Origin of the sequence: Falsiruegeria litorea R37, assembly GCF_900172225.1 — a bacterium.
Lineage (GTDB): Bacteria > Pseudomonadota > Alphaproteobacteria > Rhodobacterales > Rhodobacteraceae > Falsiruegeria > Falsiruegeria litorea.
Genome location: NZ_FWFO01000001.1, coordinates 1,391,499 through 1,410,571, shown reverse-complemented (window position 1 = coordinate 1,410,571; position 19,073 = coordinate 1,391,499). Strand labels below are relative to the sequence as shown.

At 59.1% G+C, this 19,073-nt stretch carries 21 protein-coding genes; 9 read left to right on the top strand and 12 right to left on the bottom strand.

What is annotated here, in order from left to right; all coding sequences use genetic code 11:
- Window positions 1-65 precede the first annotated feature (65 nt).
- The 5 genes from TRL7639_RS06995 to TRL7639_RS06975 are packed head-to-tail and all read right to left on the bottom strand — an operon-like array spanning window position 66 to window position 5,740.
- The gene (locus TRL7639_RS06995; protein WP_085795022.1) at window positions 66-731 is read right to left on the bottom strand and encodes an NnrU family protein; all 666 of its coding nucleotides are present in this window, start codon (window positions 729-731) and stop codon (window positions 66-68) included.
- A gap of 38 nt (window positions 732-769) precedes the next feature.
- The gene (locus TRL7639_RS06990; protein ID WP_085795021.1) at window positions 770-1,663 is read right to left on the bottom strand and encodes a DMT family transporter; all 894 of its coding nucleotides are present in this window, start codon (window positions 1,661-1,663) and stop codon (window positions 770-772) included.
- Between the two features lie 3 nt (window positions 1,664-1,666).
- On the bottom strand, window positions 1,667-3,730 hold the full coding sequence (locus TRL7639_RS06985) for an ABC transporter permease (RefSeq protein ID WP_085795020.1): 2,064 nt from the start codon (window positions 3,728-3,730) through the stop codon (window positions 1,667-1,669).
- Window positions 3,727-4,779 carry a quaternary amine ABC transporter ATP-binding protein gene (locus TRL7639_RS06980; protein WP_085795019.1) on the bottom strand — a complete coding sequence of 351 codons (1,053 nt, stop codon included), beginning with the start codon at window positions 4,777-4,779 and terminating at the stop codon, window positions 3,727-3,729. The genes TRL7639_RS06985 and TRL7639_RS06980 overlap by 4 nt, the downstream gene beginning before the upstream one ends.
- A gap of 10 nt (window positions 4,780-4,789) precedes the next feature.
- Window positions 4,790-5,740 carry an ABC transporter substrate-binding protein gene (locus TRL7639_RS06975; protein WP_085795018.1) on the bottom strand — a complete coding sequence of 317 codons (951 nt, stop codon included), beginning with the start codon at window positions 5,738-5,740 and terminating at the stop codon, window positions 4,790-4,792.
- 239 nt (window positions 5,741-5,979) lie between these two features.
- Between TRL7639_RS06975 and TRL7639_RS06970 the strand changes: the two genes are divergently transcribed.
- The 4 genes from TRL7639_RS06970 (at window position 5,980) to TRL7639_RS06955 (ending at window position 8,488) form a co-directional block, all read left to right on the top strand.
- Window positions 5,980-6,558, top strand: coding sequence for a hypothetical protein (locus tag TRL7639_RS06970; RefSeq protein ID WP_085795017.1), 579 nt, complete (start codon window positions 5,980-5,982; stop codon window positions 6,556-6,558).
- 28 nt (window positions 6,559-6,586) lie between these two features.
- Window positions 6,587-6,991, top strand: coding sequence for a PaaI family thioesterase (locus TRL7639_RS06965; RefSeq protein WP_085795016.1), 405 nt, complete (start codon window positions 6,587-6,589; stop codon window positions 6,989-6,991).
- Window positions 6,992-7,059: 68 nt separating this feature from the next.
- Window positions 7,060-7,722 carry a DNA-3-methyladenine glycosylase I gene (locus tag TRL7639_RS06960; RefSeq protein ID WP_085795015.1) on the top strand — a complete coding sequence of 221 codons (663 nt, stop codon included), beginning with the start codon at window positions 7,060-7,062 and terminating at the stop codon, window positions 7,720-7,722.
- A gap of 85 nt (window positions 7,723-7,807) precedes the next feature.
- Complete coding sequence (locus TRL7639_RS06955; RefSeq protein WP_085795014.1) at window positions 7,808-8,488, top strand: hypothetical protein; 681 nt, start codon at window positions 7,808-7,810, stop codon at window positions 8,486-8,488.
- Here the strand turns inward: TRL7639_RS06955 and TRL7639_RS06950 are convergent, their stop codons facing one another.
- Both TRL7639_RS06950 and TRL7639_RS06945 read right to left on the bottom strand, forming a co-directional pair.
- Window positions 8,489-8,899, bottom strand: coding sequence for a c-type cytochrome (locus TRL7639_RS06950; RefSeq protein WP_306456276.1), 411 nt, complete (start codon window positions 8,897-8,899; stop codon window positions 8,489-8,491).
- 15 nt (window positions 8,900-8,914) lie between these two features.
- Complete coding sequence (locus TRL7639_RS06945) at window positions 8,915-9,304, bottom strand: c-type cytochrome (RefSeq protein WP_085795013.1); 390 nt, start codon at window positions 9,302-9,304, stop codon at window positions 8,915-8,917.
- A 149-nt stretch (window positions 9,305-9,453) separates the two neighbouring features.
- Between TRL7639_RS06945 and TRL7639_RS06940 the strand changes: the two genes are divergently transcribed.
- Entirely contained in the window at window positions 9,454-9,891 is a 438-nt protein-coding gene (locus TRL7639_RS06940) for a DMT family transporter (RefSeq protein WP_085795012.1), read from the top strand.
- Window positions 9,892-9,956: 65 nt separating this feature from the next.
- Here the strand turns inward: TRL7639_RS06940 and TRL7639_RS06935 are convergent, their stop codons facing one another.
- The 3 genes from TRL7639_RS06935 to TRL7639_RS06925 form a co-directional block, all read right to left on the bottom strand.
- On the bottom strand, window positions 9,957-10,577 hold the full coding sequence (locus tag TRL7639_RS06935) for a DUF6869 domain-containing protein (protein WP_085795011.1): 621 nt from the start codon (window positions 10,575-10,577) through the stop codon (window positions 9,957-9,959).
- A gap of 108 nt (window positions 10,578-10,685) precedes the next feature.
- Entirely contained in the window at window positions 10,686-11,369 is a 684-nt protein-coding gene (locus TRL7639_RS06930; protein WP_085795010.1) for an ABC transporter ATP-binding protein, read from the bottom strand.
- Window positions 11,362-12,648 carry an ABC transporter permease gene (locus TRL7639_RS06925; RefSeq protein WP_085795009.1) on the bottom strand — a complete coding sequence of 429 codons (1,287 nt, stop codon included), beginning with the start codon at window positions 12,646-12,648 and terminating at the stop codon, window positions 11,362-11,364. The genes TRL7639_RS06930 and TRL7639_RS06925 overlap by 8 nt, the downstream gene beginning before the upstream one ends.
- Between TRL7639_RS06925 and TRL7639_RS23040 the strand changes: the two genes are divergently transcribed.
- Both TRL7639_RS23040 and TRL7639_RS06915 read left to right on the top strand, forming a co-directional pair.
- Complete coding sequence (locus TRL7639_RS23040; RefSeq protein ID WP_085795008.1) at window positions 12,641-12,913, top strand: hypothetical protein; 273 nt, start codon at window positions 12,641-12,643, stop codon at window positions 12,911-12,913. The two genes, TRL7639_RS06925 and TRL7639_RS23040, sit on opposite strands and share 8 nt — an antisense overlap.
- Before the next feature lie 26 nt (window positions 12,914-12,939).
- Window positions 12,940-13,302, top strand: a complete 363-nt coding sequence (locus tag TRL7639_RS06915; RefSeq protein WP_235820275.1) for a hypothetical protein — start codon at window positions 12,940-12,942, stop codon at window positions 13,300-13,302.
- A gap of 93 nt (window positions 13,303-13,395) precedes the next feature.
- Here the strand turns inward: TRL7639_RS06915 and proS are convergent, their stop codons facing one another.
- Window positions 13,396-14,751 (bottom strand): proline--tRNA ligase, encoded by a 1,356-nt coding sequence (gene proS / locus TRL7639_RS06910; RefSeq protein WP_085796290.1) that lies wholly within the window; start codon window positions 14,749-14,751, stop codon window positions 13,396-13,398.
- Window positions 14,752-14,912: 161 nt separating this feature from the next.
- Between proS and TRL7639_RS06905 the strand changes: the two genes are divergently transcribed.
- Complete coding sequence (locus TRL7639_RS06905; RefSeq protein ID WP_085796289.1) at window positions 14,913-15,887, top strand: isopenicillin N synthase family dioxygenase; 975 nt, start codon at window positions 14,913-14,915, stop codon at window positions 15,885-15,887.
- A 2-nt stretch (window positions 15,888-15,889) separates the two neighbouring features.
- Here TRL7639_RS06905 and TRL7639_RS06900 read toward each other — a convergent pair whose 3' ends face one another.
- Window positions 15,890-16,774 (bottom strand): hypothetical protein, encoded by an 885-nt coding sequence (locus tag TRL7639_RS06900; protein ID WP_085795007.1) that lies wholly within the window; start codon window positions 16,772-16,774, stop codon window positions 15,890-15,892.
- A gap of 390 nt (window positions 16,775-17,164) precedes the next feature.
- On the opposite strand from TRL7639_RS06900, the gene TRL7639_RS06895 reads away from it, so the two are divergent.
- Window positions 17,165-19,021, top strand: a complete 1,857-nt coding sequence (locus TRL7639_RS06895) for an SLC13 family permease (RefSeq protein WP_085795006.1) — start codon at window positions 17,165-17,167, stop codon at window positions 19,019-19,021.
- Window positions 19,022-19,073: the final 52 nt, after the last annotated feature.

Below are 19,073 nucleotides of genomic sequence, written 5' to 3'. Positions count from 1 at the left end.
TGCAAACTGAAGGATGAAATAGCACGGGCTGTTGCCCGGGACCACCTTGGAGCGCGCAAAAGCTGCTAAATTGGCATCGGCGAAAGGCCTATGACCTTTTCATGGGCGGCCAAGACGACCAGGAAAAGCGCACCACCAAGCCCCCAGTCTAACAGTTTGACCTGGCTCAAACCACGTATGCTGCACAATGCCGTTCGCGCGGTTGCACGGTCCCATTCAGCCCCCATTTCACGCCGCTTGCGCCTGTCGATAATACGCATGCCGATCACCGAGAACCCGCCCATGAGGCCGAACAGTATCACATGTGCCAGATCCCCATTCACCAGTAGATGCACCATGGCCCAAAGGGCCGCAGCAAGCAGGATCGGATGACGAGACACCGCCAGAACACCCGGCCGCATGGGATCAAAGCTTTGCCGCCCCATTCCGCCGAAAGACAGTGGATTGTTGGTGCGCAGTCCGGCAATGGCCAGAACACTGACAAGGGGCATCACAGCCAAAGGCAACCATCGCAGCAACGGCTCGGGCGGGATGACACCGACAAAAGGCGCGCGCGCGGCTGCCACAAAGAGCCAGACCAAGATGGCAAAGGAAATCAGACTGTAGCCCAGCAAATAGCCCCGATATCCCAGATGATCGACCAACCAGGGCCGTACAGGCGGGCGCACTGGGATCGCATGGCTGAGGAAGAACACCGCCAGCGCCGTACCGAATTCAAACCAACCGCTCATGAATGCCCTATTTGTTTTTGCCGGTTTAAAACCGAGCCTCAGGCCCGTCCTTGATCCGGATCAACGCTTCGACCGAAAAGCGACGGCAAAATCTCACTTAGCGCGCCCAGTACAATCAGGGCGGCCCCCGCCACGCGCAAGGGGCCAAAGGGTTCATCCAGCAAAATGGCGCTGGAGATTACACCCGCAAGAATCTCGGCCGTCAGCAAGAACGTCAGCGTCGCCGGGCTGAGCACTTGCGCACTCCAAAGCGTCAGCGCCAGAATCGGAACAACATAAAGCAGCCCTAGGCCAAGACCGCCCGCGATCAAGGCCCCCTGGGCGCCGGTGGGCCAATCCCCTTCAATCGTCATGAAGAACAAGGCAATCACCGAGGCTGTCAGCGCCGACACCGCGCTCAGCGAAATCGGCCGCGCGCTGCCGGGATTGATGAAGATCAGCGTGGCGCCCATCGACCATGCGATGCCCGACATCACGGCCAGCCCGTCACCAACTGTCACACCGGTTGTGGCAATATCCCCGCCCAAAACCAGGAACGCTCCGGACAGCGCTGCCACCAAGGCCAGGGTCGAAGTCCAGCGCCATGGCATGTTCAGGAACCGCCACTCGATCAGCTTGGACCAGGCCGGCGCAAGGTAGAACAGCAGGATCACCCGCACCACGTCGCCATAGTTCAGCGCCACCGAATAGGTGCCAATCGCCACGCCAACAAAGGCCGCGCCCAGCATCGCCTTGGGGCTCAGGGAAAATGGCTCGCGCCGGATCAGCATCCAGAGAAGACAAGAGACGAAAGCCCCGGTGTTCATCGCCGCGCCACCCGCCGCGCCGGTCAAACCTAGCGCGTCGAACCAGCGAATGGGGATCCACCATAGCCCCCAAAGAGCCGCGGCGAGGAAAGCCAGAATGACCGGCCTAAGCCCCGCCGCTGCCATGATCTATAGCCCCAAGGCCTTGCGCCGTTCTTCGGCGAAGCCTTGCACCAGACGGTCGGCCACAAGGGCCAGGATCGCCATCGCCGCACCAGCCGAGATACCCAGGCCGATGTCCGCCTTGCCAAGCGCCAGATAGATCGACTGACCCAGACCGGTGGTTCCGATCAGCGCCGCAATGACCAGCATCGCAAAGGCATACAGGATCGTCTGGTTCAGCCCCAACAGGATCGTCGGCGCCGCATAGGGCGCCTTGACGTCGCGCATGATCTGGAACTGTGTTGCTCCGCTGGCGATCGCAGCCTCCATCATTTCTTCGGGCGTGTTGACCAGCCCATGCCGCGTATATCGAATCATCGGCACGATGGCATAGGCGCAGATCGCCAGAAAGGCGGAAAATTCACCGATCTGGAACACCATCAGCACCGGGATCAGGAACACGAACAGCGGGATCGTCTGCAACATGTCACAGATCGGGCGCACGATCTTCCACGCCAGCGGGCTAACAGCGCTCAACAGGCCGATCAGACCGCCGACGACGGCACAGGCAAAGACCGCAGCACCGCTGAGGTACAACGACAAGAGCGCCCGGTCCCATAGGCCTGAGATCAGGATCGTCGACAGCAAGCCCGCCGCCATGATCGCCAGGCGCGGGCCACCTGCAACCCAGCCGAGAGCAGCGGCACCCGTCAGGACAAAGGGCCACGGCAGGTTCGAGATACCGGTTTCCAGCATGCCAAAGCCGATCAGAACCATCAGCCCCCCCGTCATATGCCCCCGCCACGCCATCACGGCACCAATCGCGGCACCTGCCAGGAACAGGCCCAGGCTCATGTTGGTGGTCCAGGCAAAACCCCAGGTGAACGGCAGAACCGCCTGATCCAGCCCGATCCGCAGTGGCAGCAGCACATAGAACATCGCGTTGTTCTTGAACGCATCCAGTGCCGCGCCGTTTGAACGGGTGAACTCTGTCAGGCCATTGTCCAAAGCATCAGACACCGGGTCGAGCAATGTCAGGTCAGACGGCACCGGCAAGCGGGTCCAGAACGCCACGGTGAAGATCACAGCAAAGCCAAGCAGCCCCCACACGACGCGGGTGTCATACCGCTTGCGCTCGGTCGCCAGAGCGCCACTCATACGGTCGATGACCATGGCAAAGACCACGATCACCATGCCCGCAATCAGCGCCTCGCCGAACTGCGCCTTGCGCATGGTCAGCAGCACTTCCCAACCGATGTCGTTGAAGCCGCCGATCACGGCCGCGATGATCACCATCGACAGCGCCGCCATCAGGCATTGGTTCACACCCACCATGATCTGGTTAGAGGCCGAAGGGATCTCGACCTGAAACAACTGCTGCAGACGTGTACCGCCTGCCATCACGGCCGCCTCTTTCACTTCGGCTTCCACGCGTTCCAACCCCAGCAGCACGTTGCGCGCCATGGGTGGGGCGGCATAGATGGCCGAGGCGATCAAGCCCACCACCGGACCAAAGCCAAAGAGCAGCAACAGCGGCGTCAGGTAAGCAAAGGTCGGGACGGTTTGCATAATGTCCAGAACAGCTTGCAAGGCATTCTTGATTCTGGGGAACTCGTTCGCGAGCACACCGATTGCGCCGCCAACGATCAACGCCAATGGCACCGAAACTGCAACCAGCGCCAGCGTATTCATGCTCTCGGACCAATAGCCCGACGCGAGCACAAAGTTCAGCCCCAGGAACCCGAGCGCTGCCATCGGCAAGCCGCCCAGATACCACCCCACGGCCGTGACAATGCCGATCACCAGTGGCCAGGGCGTGCCATTGAGCACAAAGTTGGCCCAATCCATGGGATAGGCCATCAGCGCCGAAAACCCGCGCGCGACCGGTTTCATCGCTGTCAGCACCGAGGTCAGAATCGAGCCCACCCAATCGGTTGCAGGCAATACCCAGGCCGCGGGCCATTTCACCAGCCAAGGCGCGACAGGTTCCAGCGCCAAGCAGATGGCCCCCACGAGCAATGTGATCAACGCCGCCTGCGTTCCAACGGTCAACCGCACGCGGGCCGAAGGCGCGTCTGTCAACGCGGTCATGCCTCTTCCACCTGAAGGGCGGCCGCCAGATCAGCCGGGTTCACCATGCCCACCAGGTTGCCGTCCTTGTCGCGCACCGGCACGGGCTCATAGAGCTCCATGCAATGGGCAAGGGCCGCGTCCAGCGTCATATCCGTGCGCAGGCCAGGATCATCCGGGCCGACGCCTTCCGTACCTTGATGCATGACGGATGCCACGCGGGCGTGCTGGCCCTTGGCCACGTCCTTGGAGAACTCGCGCACATAATCATCGACCGGGTTCAGCACGATGTCGGTCGGCGTGCCGATCTGCACGATCTTGCCATCTCGCATAATTGCAATGCGATCAGCGAGTTTCAGGGCTTCGTTGATGTCATGTGTGATGAACACGATGGTTGTTTTGAGCTTGGCCTGGATCTCCAGGAACTCGTCCTGCAACTGCCGCCGGATCAGCGGATCAAGGGCCGAGAACGGTTCGTCCAGGAACCAGACCTCACAGTCGGCCACCAGCGAGCGGGCAATGCCAACACGCTGCCGCTGTCCGCCTGACAGTTCGCGCGGATAGCGATCTTCGCGCCCCTCAAGGCCAACCAGTTCGATGACTTCTGCGGCTTTCTTCAGCCGCTCCTTGCGGGATACACCCTGCACGCGCAGGGGATAGGCCACATTGTCCAGCACGGTCATATGCGGAAACAGGCCAAAATGCTGGAACACCATGCCCAGCTTCTTGCGCCGCAGCTCGATCAGCCGCTGCTTGCTGGCAGTCATGATGTCTTCGCCGTGGATGCGGATTTGTCCGCCAGTGCCATCCAGCAGTTGCGAGATGCAGCGGATCAGGGTCGATTTGCCCGAGCCCGAAAGGCCCATGATGACAAAAAGTTCGCCCTCTTTGACGTCGAAATTGGCGTCCTGCACGGCGGGAACATACCCGGCATCGCGCAAGATCTTGGCGGCGGCGTCTGCGTCATTCCCTGACCGAGCCAAAGCGTCGGTCAGGGCCTTTTCAGCGCCGGGGCCAAACACCTGCCAGAGATCCTGGCAGGCGATGGCCGGCGTGTTTGCGTTGGTCACGTGGTGTGGCTCACTTGGTTGCGGCGTCGACAACCGGACGCCAGGTGCCTTCGTTATCCGCCATCCATGCAGCGACAACCTCTTCGACCGAGCCGCCATCAACGTCGATCGCGCCCATCATGGGCTGCTGGTCCGCAACGTCGAGGGTGTAGTTCGACAGGATCTCGAACGCGGCCGGCCATTTGTCTTCCATACCGGACCAGGACGCTTTGAAGATGCGGGTCGGGGCAAAGTCACAATCGTTGACCGCGTTGGGGTTCGGACCCCAGGACGCGTCGGTAAAGCATGCCTCTTCGCCTGCGGGCAGTTCAACGAACTGCACATCATAGGCCGACATCGCCCAATGCGGTTGCCAGAAGGTGATCAGCAGCGGCGATTTACGCTCGGTCGAGGCGCGCAGTTCGGCGATCAAGGCCCCTTCGGAGCCTGCGGGAACTGCTTTGAACGGCAACTCAAGACCGGTCATGCGGTCAGCACCCGGTGTGCCCCAGTCAGCAGGGTAGTCAACCAGGCGACCCGCTGGCAGGGTTTCGGCGGTGGCAAAGTTCTGCGCGCATTCTTTCAGGGCTTCCCACGCAGGCAGGCCGGGGCACATTTCGGCAACATGCGAGGGGTAGGCAATGCCCTCTTTCGCATCCAGGCCAAGATCGCCCAGTTCGGTCACGCCGCCCGCATCAACGTGCTTGGCGTATTCTTCGGACACGTTGGACGACCAGATTTCCAGCGCCGCGTGCAGCTCACCATCGGTCATCGCCTGATACATGTTCATGTAGCCGGCGGTTACGTATTCAACGTTGTACCCGGCCGCTTTGAGCATTTCGCCCGCCACATGGGTGGTGACGTGCTGCCCCGTCCATTCGTTGACCGCCAGCTTGATCGGCTCGTCCACCGCGCCAAGTTCTGCCGCATGTACGGTGCCCGCCAAAGCGGTCAGTGCGATCCCAAGACCTACAGTTTTCATTGAGGAGTCTCCCTGTTTTTTGTGTTGTCGCCCGTCAGTATCCGGCAATTCCCGAAAGGTGTCACCTGACTATCTGACAGTTTTTTATTGATTGATGAGTCAATCAGTAACGATTCTTGCTCATTTGTCGACCCCTTACGCGACGCGGGATAATTTCACGCGCACCACACCAATGCTTGGCAGGACAGGTCAAGCCGCCTAAAGTTGGGCAAATACTAACGAAGGGGGGGAGACCCAAAATGAACCGGATGCCGAAACTCAGCCATTGTTTAGGTGCTGTGATAGGCTGTTTCCTGGGAACGGCCGCGCTGGCAGAGCCGATTGACTGGAAAACCGTAAGGGGTTGGGATATTTCATTTTATCCAGCAAGCGAGGGCTGCCAAGCCTTTGCATTGTTCGAAGAAGACACCGCATTCTTTATTGGCTTTGACAACACTGAAAACGAATTGTCGTTGGATGTGACGCTGCTGGATCAGAAATGGCGGTCGATCGAAGCTGGCAAGGAATACAAGGTCGAGGTCAAGTTTGGCGACGAAAGTCCCTGGAGCATGGATATGGACGGGTTGAAGACCGATGACTTCCCCGGATTGGGCATCATGATCGATGCAGGGTCCGATCAGGCCAAGCTGTTCATCGACGAATTCCAGCGTGAAAACTCGATGAAGTGGAGCTTCAAATCAACTGTGTTGGGACGCTACACCCTGCGCGGATCACGTGCAGCGTTCAACGAGGTCATTGCTTGTCAGCGCTCTTACATGCGCGCGCAATCTTCGTCTGATCCGTTTGCGCAAAGCTCGTCTGACCCTTTCGCCGACTGATCCAACCAGCTCCTGCCCGAGGCCACCCATGACGCCCCAATCCGCCCAAATCATCTTGGACGAAAACTTTGCTGACTGGGTCAGGGCGCTGGACCTGTCCGTTCAGTCGATCGATACGGATCACGCTCTGATCCGGATGCCACTTGCGGACCATCTGGCGCGGGTTGGCGGGATCGTTTCGGGGCAGGCTTTGGCTGCGCTTGCGGACACAACCATGGTTCTCTCTGCTGTGGCACACAGTGGAGAGTTCAAGCCCTTTGCAACCACCGATCTGCACACGCAATTCCTGCGCCCCGGTGTCGGCACCGCCATTCTGTGCCGTGCCGAGGTGGTGCGCGCAGGCCGCGCGCTGGTCTTTGCCCGCTGCGACATGACAGAAGAGGACAGCGGCAAGAAGGTTGCGACCGCTACGGCCACGTTCTATGCCCCTTAGGGCTTGAACATGCCCTTGCAGGGATTGGAACAAAGTGGCGACATGAACCGAATTAGGGAGTGTGCCCAATGCATCATTTCGACGAAATCTTTGGCTTGGCCGCGGCCCGTCACGGCGGCGACCAAGCGCTTGAGGCAAAGCTGAGCCCACCCAAATCTCCGCAAGAACTGGCCCACATGCCTGACGACCGCTGGCTGTCAGTGATTACCAAATGCATTTTTCAGGCTGGCTTCAACTGGAAGGTCATCGAGGCGAAATGGGACGGGTTCGAAGAGGCATTCGATGGTTTTGATCTGGGCCGTTGCGCCTTTATGGATGACGAGAAATTCGACGCCCTGCTGACGGACACCCGCATCGTACGCAACGGCACCAAAATCGCCACCGTGCGCGACAACGCCGCCTTTCTGCTAGAGCTGCGACAAGAGGGGGGCGTAGGTCAGACCCTGGGTGGCTGGCCCTCGACCGATTACATCGGGTTGCTTGCCATGCTCAAAACCCGCGCCTCGCGCATGGGTGGGACCACCGCGCAATATGCTATGCGCTTTGCCGGGCGTGACAGTTTCATCCTGTCCCGGGACGTGGTGGCTCGGCTGATTGCCGAAGGGGTTGTCGACAAAACGCCGACCTCGAAAAAGGCGCTGACGGCCACGCAAGGGGCGTTCAACACCTGGATGGATCAATCCGGCCGCTCGCTGACCGAAATCAGCCGCGTTCTGGCCATGAGTCTGTGAACCGCACACGAGGTATTTTGTCACCTCACAACATATTTTCATCACCCCCCTATCCGGGCCACGGCGGCCGGGCTAGGTTTGCCGCATGATCCTGCGTGCGTTCTTGCTCTTGCTGTTTCTTGCGTCCTGCGGGCGCCCGCTGACACCGACCGAAATGTCGTTCATCTCTTCGATCCATGGCGAAGACCTGAACTTGAACCGGGTGCGTCTGGTCAAGGGCGCACCGGTTGGCAGCGTCACCTTCAAACGCAAGCCCCGTCCGCGTGTCGCCTGCCGCGAGCGCATTCTGCCGCCCGCCAAGGAAGAGATCGTGACCACGTCCCCCGCAGCGGTGGCGTTGTTCAACAAGGTCTTTTTCACCAAGAACTGGTACATCGACGACTATTTGCCGACCTACCCCGACCGGCTTTACCTAATCGAAGCGATGCTGCTGGCTCATGAAATGACCCATGTCTGGCAATGGCAGAACCGCGAGCGCACCGGATATCACCCGCTTTTGGCCGCTGCCGAGCATACACGTTCGGACGACCCCTATCTGTTCGACCTGAATGGGGCTCCGGATTTCCTAAACTATGGCTATGAACAGCAAGGCGCCATTGTCGAAGAATACGTCTGCTGCCGCGCTTTGGCCCCTGATGCTGCCCGCACGCAGCGCCTGCACGAAATGCTGAAAGACGCCTTTCCGGTCTCGGACCTGCCCCGGTCACGAGAGCACGACGTCTATCTGCCGTGGAACAAGGCGGAATTGAACGGCATCTGCGACTGATCAGCCGTCAGTCTGAATGCTTTCGAGGAAGGCCAGCAACGCGGCCAGACTGCGCGGTGTGGGCGTCAGCGTGCCATCGATGTCCACCGGCACCTGCTCGCCAGAAAGGATTGCCCCGAATTCGGGCATGGCACCTGGGTTGGCGTGTCCCTTTTGGCCATAGCCGTCGATTTTAGACAGAACCTGAGCCCGTGGGAATGCGCCTCCGTTGGCGGCGGACAGCTGCGTCAGGTCGGGGGCAACCGCGCGACTGCTCAGCTCTCCCCCCGCCGCATCATAGTTGTGGCAGGCGGCGCAGTTCTCCACAAAGATCTGCTCACCCTCCTTAGCTGTCGGCATCGCATTTTGGGCTTGGCACCCGGCCAGCAGAGCCGCCGCCGCTCCTGCACCCAATATTTGCATCCGGGTCATACCTGCTCCCCTCATCTACTGTGCTTGCAGCGTACGCAAATACGCCATCAAATCCACAATTGGTTGGCTTGTCATCAATGGCTGTCCAGAGTGCGTCTTGATCGACACGTCTTTGCCCTCAAAGAAATGCCCGTAAACCGGCATCGGGCTGCCATGACTGACCAACGCGTCGCGCCCGTCAATCCGCTTGGCAACGCGTTCAACTGGAAATATCCCGCCTTGCTCCAACTTGGTCAGATCCACCGGTTTGATCACCAGAACACCTGCCATCGGCCCCTGCCCTGTCGCCTCGATCCCGTGACAGGTCGCGCAGTGTTTCAGATACAGCTCTTCGCCCTGTTCGACGTCCTCGGACCAGGCAGCAGCGGCCGCCAGTCCCAGAAGCAAAGACAACACCACTCTCATCAAATTCTCCTATTGTTTGTGCCGTTTCGCCCCTTCACGCAGACTGCCACAGCTTTGTGACCCGCGCTCCCATTTCCAGACTTGCGCATCCCCGCGACTGTCGCAATGATCCAGATCATTGCCAAACCCGTCCGACTAGAGGCCCCCTCATGACCCATTATGCCGCCCTGATGTTGGCCGCTGGCATCGGCATTCCGGTTCTGGCCGCATTGAATGCCGCGTTGGGGCAGCAAATCGCCTCTCCCACAGCTGCCGGAGTGGTGCTGTTTGCAGTGGCCTTTGTGGGCTCGGCCGTGGTGATGCTGCTTTTTCCCGGTCCGGCTGCACTGATGCATCTGGGCGGAACGCCCAAACACCTGTTTGTCGCGGGTCTTCTGATCGCCTTCTATGTCCTGACAATCACCCATGTTGCACCGCATTTCGGGGTCGGAAACGCGGTCTTCTTTGTCCTTTTGGGCCAGTTGATCAGCGCCGCCGCCATTGATCACTTTGGTCTTTTTGGTGCGCAGATCTCACCGCTCACATGGGTGCGCGCAGGCGGGATTGCAGTGATGGTCTTGGGCGTCGGGATCACGCAACTGGCGTGAGGTATCATCAAAGGCTGTCGCAAGATAACTTACTATTCTTGCAACAGCCAAAGTGCTTAAGGGCACTACATTGACAAAGTGCTGCGCCACTCCCCCGTTTCGTCGCGCGACCAGAGCGCCGACTTGTCATCGTTAACTCGGTCCACCTCGCTCAGGCGATCCTGCATGTACTCGACGCCATGTTTCAGAGGGATCATGCCCGGCAACGGATTTGGTTCGGCCGCTTGGATCAACCGTAGCCGCGCCCATACGTTATCACTCATTCCGCACCGCCACGCCGCTGTTAACATGCGCCGAAATTCAGGATCGCGCTGAGCTTTCGCTTCAAAATGAGGCATCATCGACCCGTAACTGGACAAAATATCCTCAATGGGCCCGATCGCAATCTTCTCCAGTTGCTCATCCGTCTCTGCCGCATCAAACGCCGCAAGCACAAAGTTCCAGATGGCATGTGGATGACCGCAAACACCGAACTCAGCGGCCCAACCCTCTACATCCCCGTCATTCAGATCTGAGAGCAATTGTCGGGCCGCTTCGAGCAAAACCTCGCTGGACACGTCGAGCCCATAGGTTTCAGCGAGGTGTTTGAGTCTCTTGTTTGTGCTACCATCAAAAGCTGGTAACTCATCATTGACCAGCCAGTACTTAGCCAACAACTGTTCCCAGGAAATAGGTTCTAGAGCCATAAATTACCGCGGGTATTACCGCGTTGTCAGATGAAGAGTACGTCGCACCTCTTCGATGAAGTGAGCTGACAAACTACGCCCGCCGGTCCACCAGTCAAGCCCTTGATCTCAGTCTTCGATCAACATCCCACCGTCCAACCGCAGCATCCGGTCCATGCGGGCCGCAAGTTCCATGTTGTGCGTGGCGATCAGCGCCGACAGGCCGGTGCCTGAAACCAGGTCGACCAGCGCTGCAAACACCTGATCCGATGTCGCAGGGTCCAGGTTTCCGGTGGGTTCATCCGCCAACAGAACGCGCGGCTTATTGGCCAAAGCCCGGCAGAATGCCACCCGCTGCTGCTCGCCCCCCGACATGGCCGCCGGTCGGTGATCGGCGCGGTTTGCCACGCCGACGCGACCAAGCAAGTCTTGCGCGCGGGCGCGGGCCTCACGCTCGGTCACGCCATTGGCCAGTTGCGGCAAGGTGATGTTTTCCAGTGCCGTGAACTCGGGCAGCAGGTGGTGGAACTGATAGACAAAGCCTACATCGCTGCGCCGCGTGGCGGTGCGACGGCGGTCGCCTTTGCCGGTCATGTCTTGACCGCCGATTTCGACCGTGCCGGTGTCCGGCGTGTCCAAGAGGCCCGCGATATGCAACAGAGTTGACTTGCCCGCCCCCGAGGGTGCCACCAGCGCCACGGTTTCGCCTGCGCGCAGCTCCAGATCCGCGCCGCGCAGCACCTGAACCTCGCCCGGGGTGCCCGCCAGATAGGTTTTCGACAGCCCGGACAGGCGCAAACTTACATCATTCATAGCGCAGCGCCTCGACCGGGTTCAGCCGCGCCGCGCGGCGGGCCGGGAAATAGGTAATGAGCCAGCTCAACCCCATGCTGAGCGCGACCGAAGACAGGACATCCGACGCGGTGATGATGGCCGAGGGGAAGATGAATCCGTTGGCCTCGAGGTCCCGGACCCCGCTGCCCGAGGCCCAATCCACAAAAGCGTAGACGCTGTCGATGTTGAGCGCAAAGATCACGCCCAGGATTACCCCGAACACCGTGCCAGCCGTACCGACCGAGGCACCACAGATGAAGAACACCCGCAAAACCGCACCCTGGGTCAGGCCGATGGTGCGCAGGATGCCGATGTCGCGGCCCTTGTTCTTGACCAGCATGATCAGGCCCGAGACGATGTTGAGCGCCGCAATCAACACCAGGATCGCCAGCACGATGAAAATCGCATTGTCCTGCATCTTGAGCGCCCGGATCATGCCGCCTGCGCGATCTCGCCACGTGTATAGATACGCCCTGTCGCCTGCAGTTTCGAGCACCGGCAGGATCAGCGCCTCGGCCCTGAGTGGATCGCTGAGCCGCAAGTCGACCTGATCAACTGCCCCTTCGCGGTTGAAAAAGCTCTGCGCCTCGCTCAGCGGCATATACAGGCGGCTTTGATCGACAAACCCCTGGCCCGACGTGAAGACATAGACAACCTCATAGGCCGACACCCGGACCGAGCGGCCCATGGGCGTGCGGGCGCCATCCGGGGACACCAGCTTGAGCCGGTCTCCCACGCCGATCCCCAATTGCCGCGCCAATGCGCCGCCAATGGCGACCCCTTCGCCAAACCGGGCCAGATCGCCCCAGCTGTCTTCGGCCTCGGCAATCATCGGATAATCACGCAGATCATCCAGAGTGATGCCATAGACATCAACCGGCATGTTGCGGCCCTGATAGCTGCCCATGACCTGAGCCCGCACCAGCGGCGCTACATCCTCGACCCCCGCCATGTCAGCCAGTCGCGCCGACAGATCGTCATAATCACGGATAAGGTGGTCCTTGGGGATTTCGGCCTGCAGGTCGCGCCGATAGTGTACGTCCATATGCGCGTTGGCCCCCAACATGGTCTGCACGATGTCCGACCGCAGCCCCTCACGCACGGCCAACGTCGACACCAGAGCAAACACCGCCAGGGTGATCCCGATCAGGCTGATCCATGTCATCACGCTCACGCCGCCCTCGGCGCGGCGCGCGCGCAGGTACCGCCACGCGATTTTCCATTCGAACGGGGCAAACGGGGCTGGGGTGGTGGCCATTTCGGCTCCTGCTCTTGTCGTTGCGGCGGAGAGTGAAGTCTGCGGCCCGTGGGGTCAAGTCAATGCCCCGTTATTCGCGCGGTACAAGCGGGTTTTCACAAGCAAATACAGTTTCCATTTTGGCAACACTGTGCCGGATAGTGCCCGTATTGTCATCAAATCGCCCAATCAATTAACCAATGTTAACAAAAAAGCGCGGCAAATTTTGGTCAAGTTTGAACCTTCTGCCAGCCTGAAGACACACAAGGGTATGCCAGAAGACTAAAGGGCAGGATCGAAAAGGAGATGGTCATGGAACCGAACCGAAGCGACGTTACCCACAACGTTTACAAACTGCACACCTCTCAAGTGCGCCGCATGATGTATGGGCCCGCCCAATACGATTGCGAAACCGCATGCCTGCTGCGCGCTGTTTTACTGCCCATCTTTGATGTGTCCAAATCTTGGACCGACCTAATCGACCGGCTTGGGGGCAAAGGCTATCATCCGATGTTTCGCGGTGGAGAGCTGTGCCTGATCAAACACTCCGACGGCTCCCGTATCTGTGGCCTGCGCTTTCTGGGTCTGGACATGCATGATCTGGTGGCACGCCTTGGACGCCCCAGCGTCCTGCCTTGCTCGGGTCAAATGGCGGATGGAGAGATCCTGCATTGAGCCAAAGGCCGCAATAACCCCAATCGAAAAATGCCCTGCGCGCGGCGGGGCATTTTCCTTGTATTACGGTTTTTGACCAACCAATCCCGGGCTTCAGAACAGGCCGCCCACGCGATGCGGAGCGTAAATCTCGGCCACTTTCTTGACTGCTTCTTCCGGCGTCATCTCGACGCTTTCGCCGGTCTTGCGGCTGGTCAGTTCCACGACACCATTTTTCAGCCCGCGTGGACCGACGGTGATGCGCCAAGGCAGACCGATCAGGTCCATGGTGGCAAATTTTCCGCCCGCACGTTCCTTGCGGTCATCATAGAGCGGCTCCAGACCCACAGCAGTCAATGCAGCCTCAAGCTGCTCACAGGCCGCGTCCGCCGCCTCGTCGCCTTGTTTAAGGTTCACGATACCGCAGTGGAACGGCGTCACGCCTTCGGGCCAGATGATGCCGTTCTCGTCATGGCTGGCCTCGATGATCGCGCCCAACAAGCGCGAGACGCCAATGCCGTGGCTGCCCATGTGAACCGGCGTCTGTTTGCCATCGGGGCCCTGTACAACAGCGTTCAGCGGTTCCGAGTATTTGGTGCCAAAGTAGAAGATCTGCCCCACTTCGATCCCACGCGCAACACGGCGACGCTCTTCGGGGATCTGGTTGAACAGCTCTTCGTCGTGGGTTTCATCGGTGCGCGCATAGCGCGACGTGAACTCTTCGAGCACCGACTGGCACTGCTCGACGCTGTCATAGTCGATCTCGCGGTCGCCAAAGGTCAGGTCGGTGACAGCGCTGTCATAGAACACCTCGGACTCGCCGGTTTCAGCCAGCACCAGGAATTCATGGGTGTAGTCACCACCAATCGGTCCGCCATCGGCGCGCATCGGGATCGCCTGCAGGCCCATACGTTCATAGGTGCGCAGATAGCTGACCAGGTGACGGTTGTATGCGTGCAGCGCGTCCTCTTTGGTCAGGTCAAAGTTATAGCCGTCCTTCATGTAGAATTCACGGCCCCGCATCACGCCAAAGCGTGGGCGGATCTCGTCGCGGAACTTCCACTGGATCTGATACATGGTCAGCGGCAGGTCCTTGTAGCTGCTGACGTTGGCGCGGAAGATGTCGGTGATCAGCTCTTCGGCGGTCGGCGTGAACAGCATGTCCCGGTCGTGCCGGTCCTTGATGCGCAGCATTTCCTCGCCATAGGCGTCATAGCGCCCACTTTCGCGCCACAGGTCCGCCGATTGCATGGTCGGCATCAGCATCGGGATATGACCCGCGCGCATCTGCTCTTCGTGGACGATGTTTTCCAGCTTGCGCAGCACCTTGAAGCCCAAGGGCAGCCAGGAATAGATGCCTGCAGCAGATTGCTTGATCATGCCGGCCCGCAGCATCATGCGGTGGCTGACGATCTGGGCCTCGCTCGGGGTTTCCTTGAGCACAGGCAGAAAATAGCGGGACAAGCGCATTGCGGTCTCTCTGATCATTGGCGTTTTCGCTGATCTACGGCATCGCCGCGTCTGGGGCAATCGGCCTTTGTGGTTTTCGCGACCCCATCGTGTCGGAATTCGGGTTGATCTGCATGCGCCCTGCAACGACGCTCGACCAACGGACAGCACCGGAGCAAGACATGCAGAGCATTCCCACCATCGACATTTCGCCCCTGCGCGATGCGGAGCACCCGGACAGAGCCAACGTGGTAAAGCAAATCCACGAGGCCTGCACCGACATCGGGTTTCTGTCGATCGTGGGTACAGGTGTGTCGCAGGAAACGGTGGACGACATGCGCGCCTGTGTCCGGGCGATCTTTGCCGTGCCCGAAGCCCGCAAATGGGACCAGGCCATCACGCGCGGAAACTACCGCGGGTTCATCCCGTTTGGCTTCTTCTCGCCCAATGACGGATCGGGTACAGCCGACAAATACGAAGGCTACAAGCTGCACCAAGAGGTCGCCGCGACGGACCCGGTGGTGACTGATTGCGCATTATATGGACCCAACCGCTGGCCGGCCGAAGTTCCAGAGGCCCGAGACCGGGTGCTCGCATATTGGTCGCAACTGGATGAAGTCGCGCTGTTGTTGCTGGGCGCCCTGGCCGAGGCATTGGACCTGCCCCCCAGGACGTTCCAGGACGCCTTTGCCACGCCCATGACCAACATGACCCTGCTGCATTATCCGCCCCAGGCGCCCGATGAGCCGGGGTTCGGCATCCATCCTCACAAGGATACGGACGCACTGACCATCATCGCCCCCGATCCGGTCGGCGGGCTAGAGGTACAGACACGTGATGGCGGCTGGATTACACCTGATTGTCCACCCGGCGGCTTTGTCGTCAACATTGGAGACATGCTGGAATTGTGGTCTGGCGGGCGGCTGGTCTCAACCCCGCATCGGGTGGTGAACCACTCAGGAAAAGAACGCTATTCCTTCCCATACTTCGCTGTTCCACGGCACGATGTGGTGGTGACCCCGCTACTTACGCCCTTGCCCGGATTTGACAGACCGTCCGTTCACTGCGGTCATTGGTCAGCCGAAACTTGGCGCACCAACTGGCCTGATGAAGTGGCAAACGAGGATACACCGGAACTGGGCACTCTCCACAGCTAGGATCAGGCCTGCTCTGCCGGGTTACGGCGCATGTCCCGGTAAAGCAAGGCGGCCAGCATCAGGCCGAAGAGCCCCCATTGTTCCTCGACATACTCGGCACCTGGGTGGAAGGACGCAAAAATCCAGAACATTGGCATCATCCACAGCCCGTATTGGTCGCTGACTTTCAGGATTCGAGCCACCCCGTTCATCCGGTAAACCCATGCCAGCAGTTCCACCCGACGAAACCAGGTGAAGAAACACAGCATGGCCGCGTTGAACGGGACATACAGATACTTCTGTAGCGGGTTGATCAAATTGTGGAAATTCAGCTCTTCTTGATAGTTGTATTCCAACATGACTTCGGGCGTTTCGATCCCCAGAACACGCTGCCCCCAACTGATCTCCTCGAACGCGAACAACAGCCAAGCCAGGCCCAGGAAAATCGAAAACCGAGAGCCCTTGTAGGCGCAGATCAGAAAGATCACTCCTCCAATGAACGCCAGCACGAAGGTGCCCCATTCCAACAGCGTGTCCTCTGGGTCCGCCCCTTGAAGTACGACCCGCAAGTAGTAGGTGTAGAACAGGAAATGCGCGACAAAGAAAATCAGATACCAGAAAATGTAGGGCTTGGGAAACGTCCACGCCCGGTAGGTGACAGCAGTCAGCACCACCCACAAGGCCAGCATAACCGGGGCCAAAGTAAACTTGGCAAAGGTGTATCTGGGGCTGGAAACCACGCCATCGGGCGCAAGATATGTCTCCATAAATCGGATCAGTTCATCCTGAAATGAGGTATAGGCAATCACTGCGCCCACAATCCAAAGGCAGGAAAATCCCACCACGCCCAACAGCCACTGCCGACTGCTCCCCTGATTGTCTGCGCTTTGACCTTGATTCACGTCCATCGTCCCCCTCCCCAAGAGAGATCGCGACAAAGGATCAAGCTCCCCCAAGCGATCCCATGCCCGCCCCGGTTCGGCCGAGGCCCCGCGTTCCATCAAAATTGTTCAAACAGTTTAGATAGTTAGACAAAAAACACAAATCTTTCTGGAATCTTTTCATGGAAAGCTGCGATTACTGGTGTGGTTTTGCATGGTTCTGACCAGGGTCAGAACACTATGGAAGCGACAACACAATCGAACGACAATCCCACTATGCATGTCAGAAATTTGTTTCCCTCCAACTGGACTCAAAGAAACATCATGACAATATATCCAGTCATTGATTAGGATAATTTCAATTCCAACGACAAACTAAACGGGGGCGGAGTGGAACAACTTGCCTTTACCTACGAAATGGGCGTGGTCGCCGCGCTCTTGGCATTCACGGTTTTTCTCTTTGTTTCCGAGCTGATACGAATAGACCTTAGCGCCATATTGGTGCTCGTGATGATCGGTATGCTCAGCTACCTTCCGGGGCTCGAGAGCTTGGCGAACGTCAACAACCTGTTTGATGGGTTTGCATCAAATGCCGTGATCTCGATCATCGCGGTGATGATCGTCGGTGCCGGCTTGGACAAGACCGGCATCATGAACAAGGTCGCTGCTGTCATCCTGAAGTACGGCGGACGGACAGAAGGTCGCATTCTGCCCATCATTTCCGGCACCGTTGGCGTGATCTCGTCGTTCATGCAGAACGTGGGGGCCGCTGCCCTGTTCCTGCCGGTGGTCAGCCGCATCTCGTCGCGGTCCGGCATTCCCCTGTCTCGGCTGCTGATGCCGATGGGCTTTTGCGCGATCTTGGGCGGCACCATGACAATGGTCGGATCGTCGCCGCTTATCCTGCTTAATGACTTGATTCAAACCGCAAACGAAGGCCTGCCCGAGGGGAGCAAGATGGAGCCTTTTGGGCTGTTTTCCGTCTTTCCAATTGGCGCAGTTCTGATCTTGACCGGGATCGTCTATTTCCTGGTGCTGGGTCGTTGGGTGCTGCCTGCGGTTCCGGCCCGCGTGGATGGCACCACGGCACAAGGCACGCAATCCTACCTCAAGCGGGTATATGGCCTGAAAGCCGAAGTGTTCGAAGTCGATGTGCCCGCCGACAGCCCGCTGGTGGGTCAGATCCTTGCTGACATTAATCTTGAGAACAACCTCTACATCATCTCGACCTTTTATCGCGGCAAGGTGTCGATGGTGCAGATCCTGACCGCCGAAATCGCGGCGCCCTGTCGCCTGGCGATCATCGGCAAGTCCAAGGTGGTCCACAGCTTCGCTCGCAAGTATGGCCTGCATGTGCGCCCTGAACTCGATGTCTTTTCCGAGGAGTTTGCAACAACCAACGCCGGCATCGCCGAACTGGTCATTCCGCCAGACAGCCAGTTGGTCGGCAAATGCCCGCGCGAACTGCAGCTGCGCAAGACCTACGGTCTCAGCCTGCTTGCAATCCACCGTGGCGAGGAAACGCTCAGCCATGTGGAAACCGAAGACCATGAACCAACAGCCATTGGTCTGGTCGAGTTCAAGCCGGGCGACATGCTGGTTTCGCACACCCGCTGGGACAACCTGACCCGGATCAAGCAGAATACAGACTTTATCGTCGTGACCTCGGATTTCCCGCAAGAGGAGCTGCGACCGCAAAAGGTCGGCTGGGCGCTGCTGTTCTTTCTCATCGCCGTGTCGCTGATCCTGTTCACCGACATCCGCCTGTCGCTGTGTCTGCTTGTTGGCGCTGTCGGAATGCTGCTCAGCCGGGTTCTCAGCATCGACGAGGCCTATCGCGCTGTTGGCTGGAATACTGTGTTCTTGTTGGCCAGTCTCATACCATTGGGGCAAGCTGTGCAGAACACCGGCACTGCGGCCTGGATCGCTCAGCAGATCATGTTCATACTGGACGGTTGGCCGCTGTGGTCGCTGCAAGCCGGAGTTGCCATTCTGGCCACCGTCTTCTCGCTCGTGATGTCAAACGTTGGGGCCACCGTCCTGTTGGTGCCGCTGGCGGTCTCCATCGCGGTCGCTGCTGGGGGCAACCCGGCGGTCTTTGCGCTGACAGTGGCGATCTCGACCTCGAACAGTTTCATCATTCCAACCCACCAGGTGAATGCCCTGATCATGGGGCCTGCGGGCTATAAGGTGATGGATTTTGTCCGCTCGGGTGGGATCATGACCATCCTGTTTCTGGTGGTTTCCCTGACCATGCTGAACGTGGTGTTCTAGGTCACGACACTTGCAACCTGCTCCACCTTGAGCGATGTACACATCAAAGTTC

What these genes read in the sequence shown, in the direction of transcription:
- TRL7639_RS06995 (WP_085795022.1), bottom strand. Translation starts at nt 731, where the DNA reads ATGAGCGGTTGGTTTGAATTCGGTACGGCGCTGGCGGTGTTCTTCCTC.
- TRL7639_RS06990 (WP_085795021.1), bottom strand. Translation starts at nt 1,663, where the DNA reads ATGGCAGCGGCGGGGCTTAGGCCGGTCATTCTGGCTTTCCTCGCCGCG.
- TRL7639_RS06985 (WP_085795020.1), bottom strand. Translation starts at nt 3,730, where the DNA reads ATGACCGCGTTGACAGACGCGCCTTCGGCCCGCGTGCGGTTGACCGTT.
- TRL7639_RS06975 (WP_085795018.1), bottom strand. Translation starts at nt 5,740, where the DNA reads ATGAAAACTGTAGGTCTTGGGATCGCACTGACCGCTTTGGCGGGCACC.
- TRL7639_RS06970 (WP_085795017.1), top strand. Translation starts at nt 5,980, where the DNA reads ATGAACCGGATGCCGAAACTCAGCCATTGTTTAGGTGCTGTGATAGGC.
- TRL7639_RS06965 (WP_085795016.1), top strand. Translation starts at nt 6,587, where the DNA reads ATGACGCCCCAATCCGCCCAAATCATCTTGGACGAAAACTTTGCTGAC.
- TRL7639_RS06960 (WP_085795015.1), top strand. Translation starts at nt 7,060, where the DNA reads ATGCATCATTTCGACGAAATCTTTGGCTTGGCCGCGGCCCGTCACGGC.
- TRL7639_RS06955 (WP_085795014.1), top strand. Translation starts at nt 7,808, where the DNA reads ATGATCCTGCGTGCGTTCTTGCTCTTGCTGTTTCTTGCGTCCTGCGGG.
- TRL7639_RS06950 (WP_306456276.1), bottom strand. Translation starts at nt 8,899, where the DNA reads ATGACCCGGATGCAAATATTGGGTGCAGGAGCGGCGGCGGCTCTGCTG.
- TRL7639_RS06945 (WP_085795013.1), bottom strand. Translation starts at nt 9,304, where the DNA reads ATGAGAGTGGTGTTGTCTTTGCTTCTGGGACTGGCGGCCGCTGCTGCC.
- TRL7639_RS06940 (WP_085795012.1), top strand. Translation starts at nt 9,454, where the DNA reads ATGACCCATTATGCCGCCCTGATGTTGGCCGCTGGCATCGGCATTCCG.
- TRL7639_RS06935 (WP_085795011.1), bottom strand. Translation starts at nt 10,577, where the DNA reads ATGGCTCTAGAACCTATTTCCTGGGAACAGTTGTTGGCTAAGTACTGG.
- TRL7639_RS06930 (WP_085795010.1), bottom strand. Translation starts at nt 11,369, where the DNA reads ATGAATGATGTAAGTTTGCGCCTGTCCGGGCTGTCGAAAACCTATCTG.
- TRL7639_RS06925 (WP_085795009.1), bottom strand. Translation starts at nt 12,648, where the DNA reads ATGGCCACCACCCCAGCCCCGTTTGCCCCGTTCGAATGGAAAATCGCG.
- TRL7639_RS06915 (WP_235820275.1), top strand. Translation starts at nt 12,940, where the DNA reads ATGGAACCGAACCGAAGCGACGTTACCCACAACGTTTACAAACTGCAC.
- proS (WP_085796290.1), bottom strand. Translation starts at nt 14,751, where the DNA reads ATGCGCTTGTCCCGCTATTTTCTGCCTGTGCTCAAGGAAACCCCGAGC.
- TRL7639_RS06905 (WP_085796289.1), top strand. Translation starts at nt 14,913, where the DNA reads ATGCAGAGCATTCCCACCATCGACATTTCGCCCCTGCGCGATGCGGAG.
- TRL7639_RS06900 (WP_085795007.1), bottom strand. Translation starts at nt 16,774, where the DNA reads ATGGACGTGAATCAAGGTCAAAGCGCAGACAATCAGGGGAGCAGTCGG.
- TRL7639_RS06895 (WP_085795006.1), top strand. Translation starts at nt 17,165, where the DNA reads ATGGGCGTGGTCGCCGCGCTCTTGGCATTCACGGTTTTTCTCTTTGTT.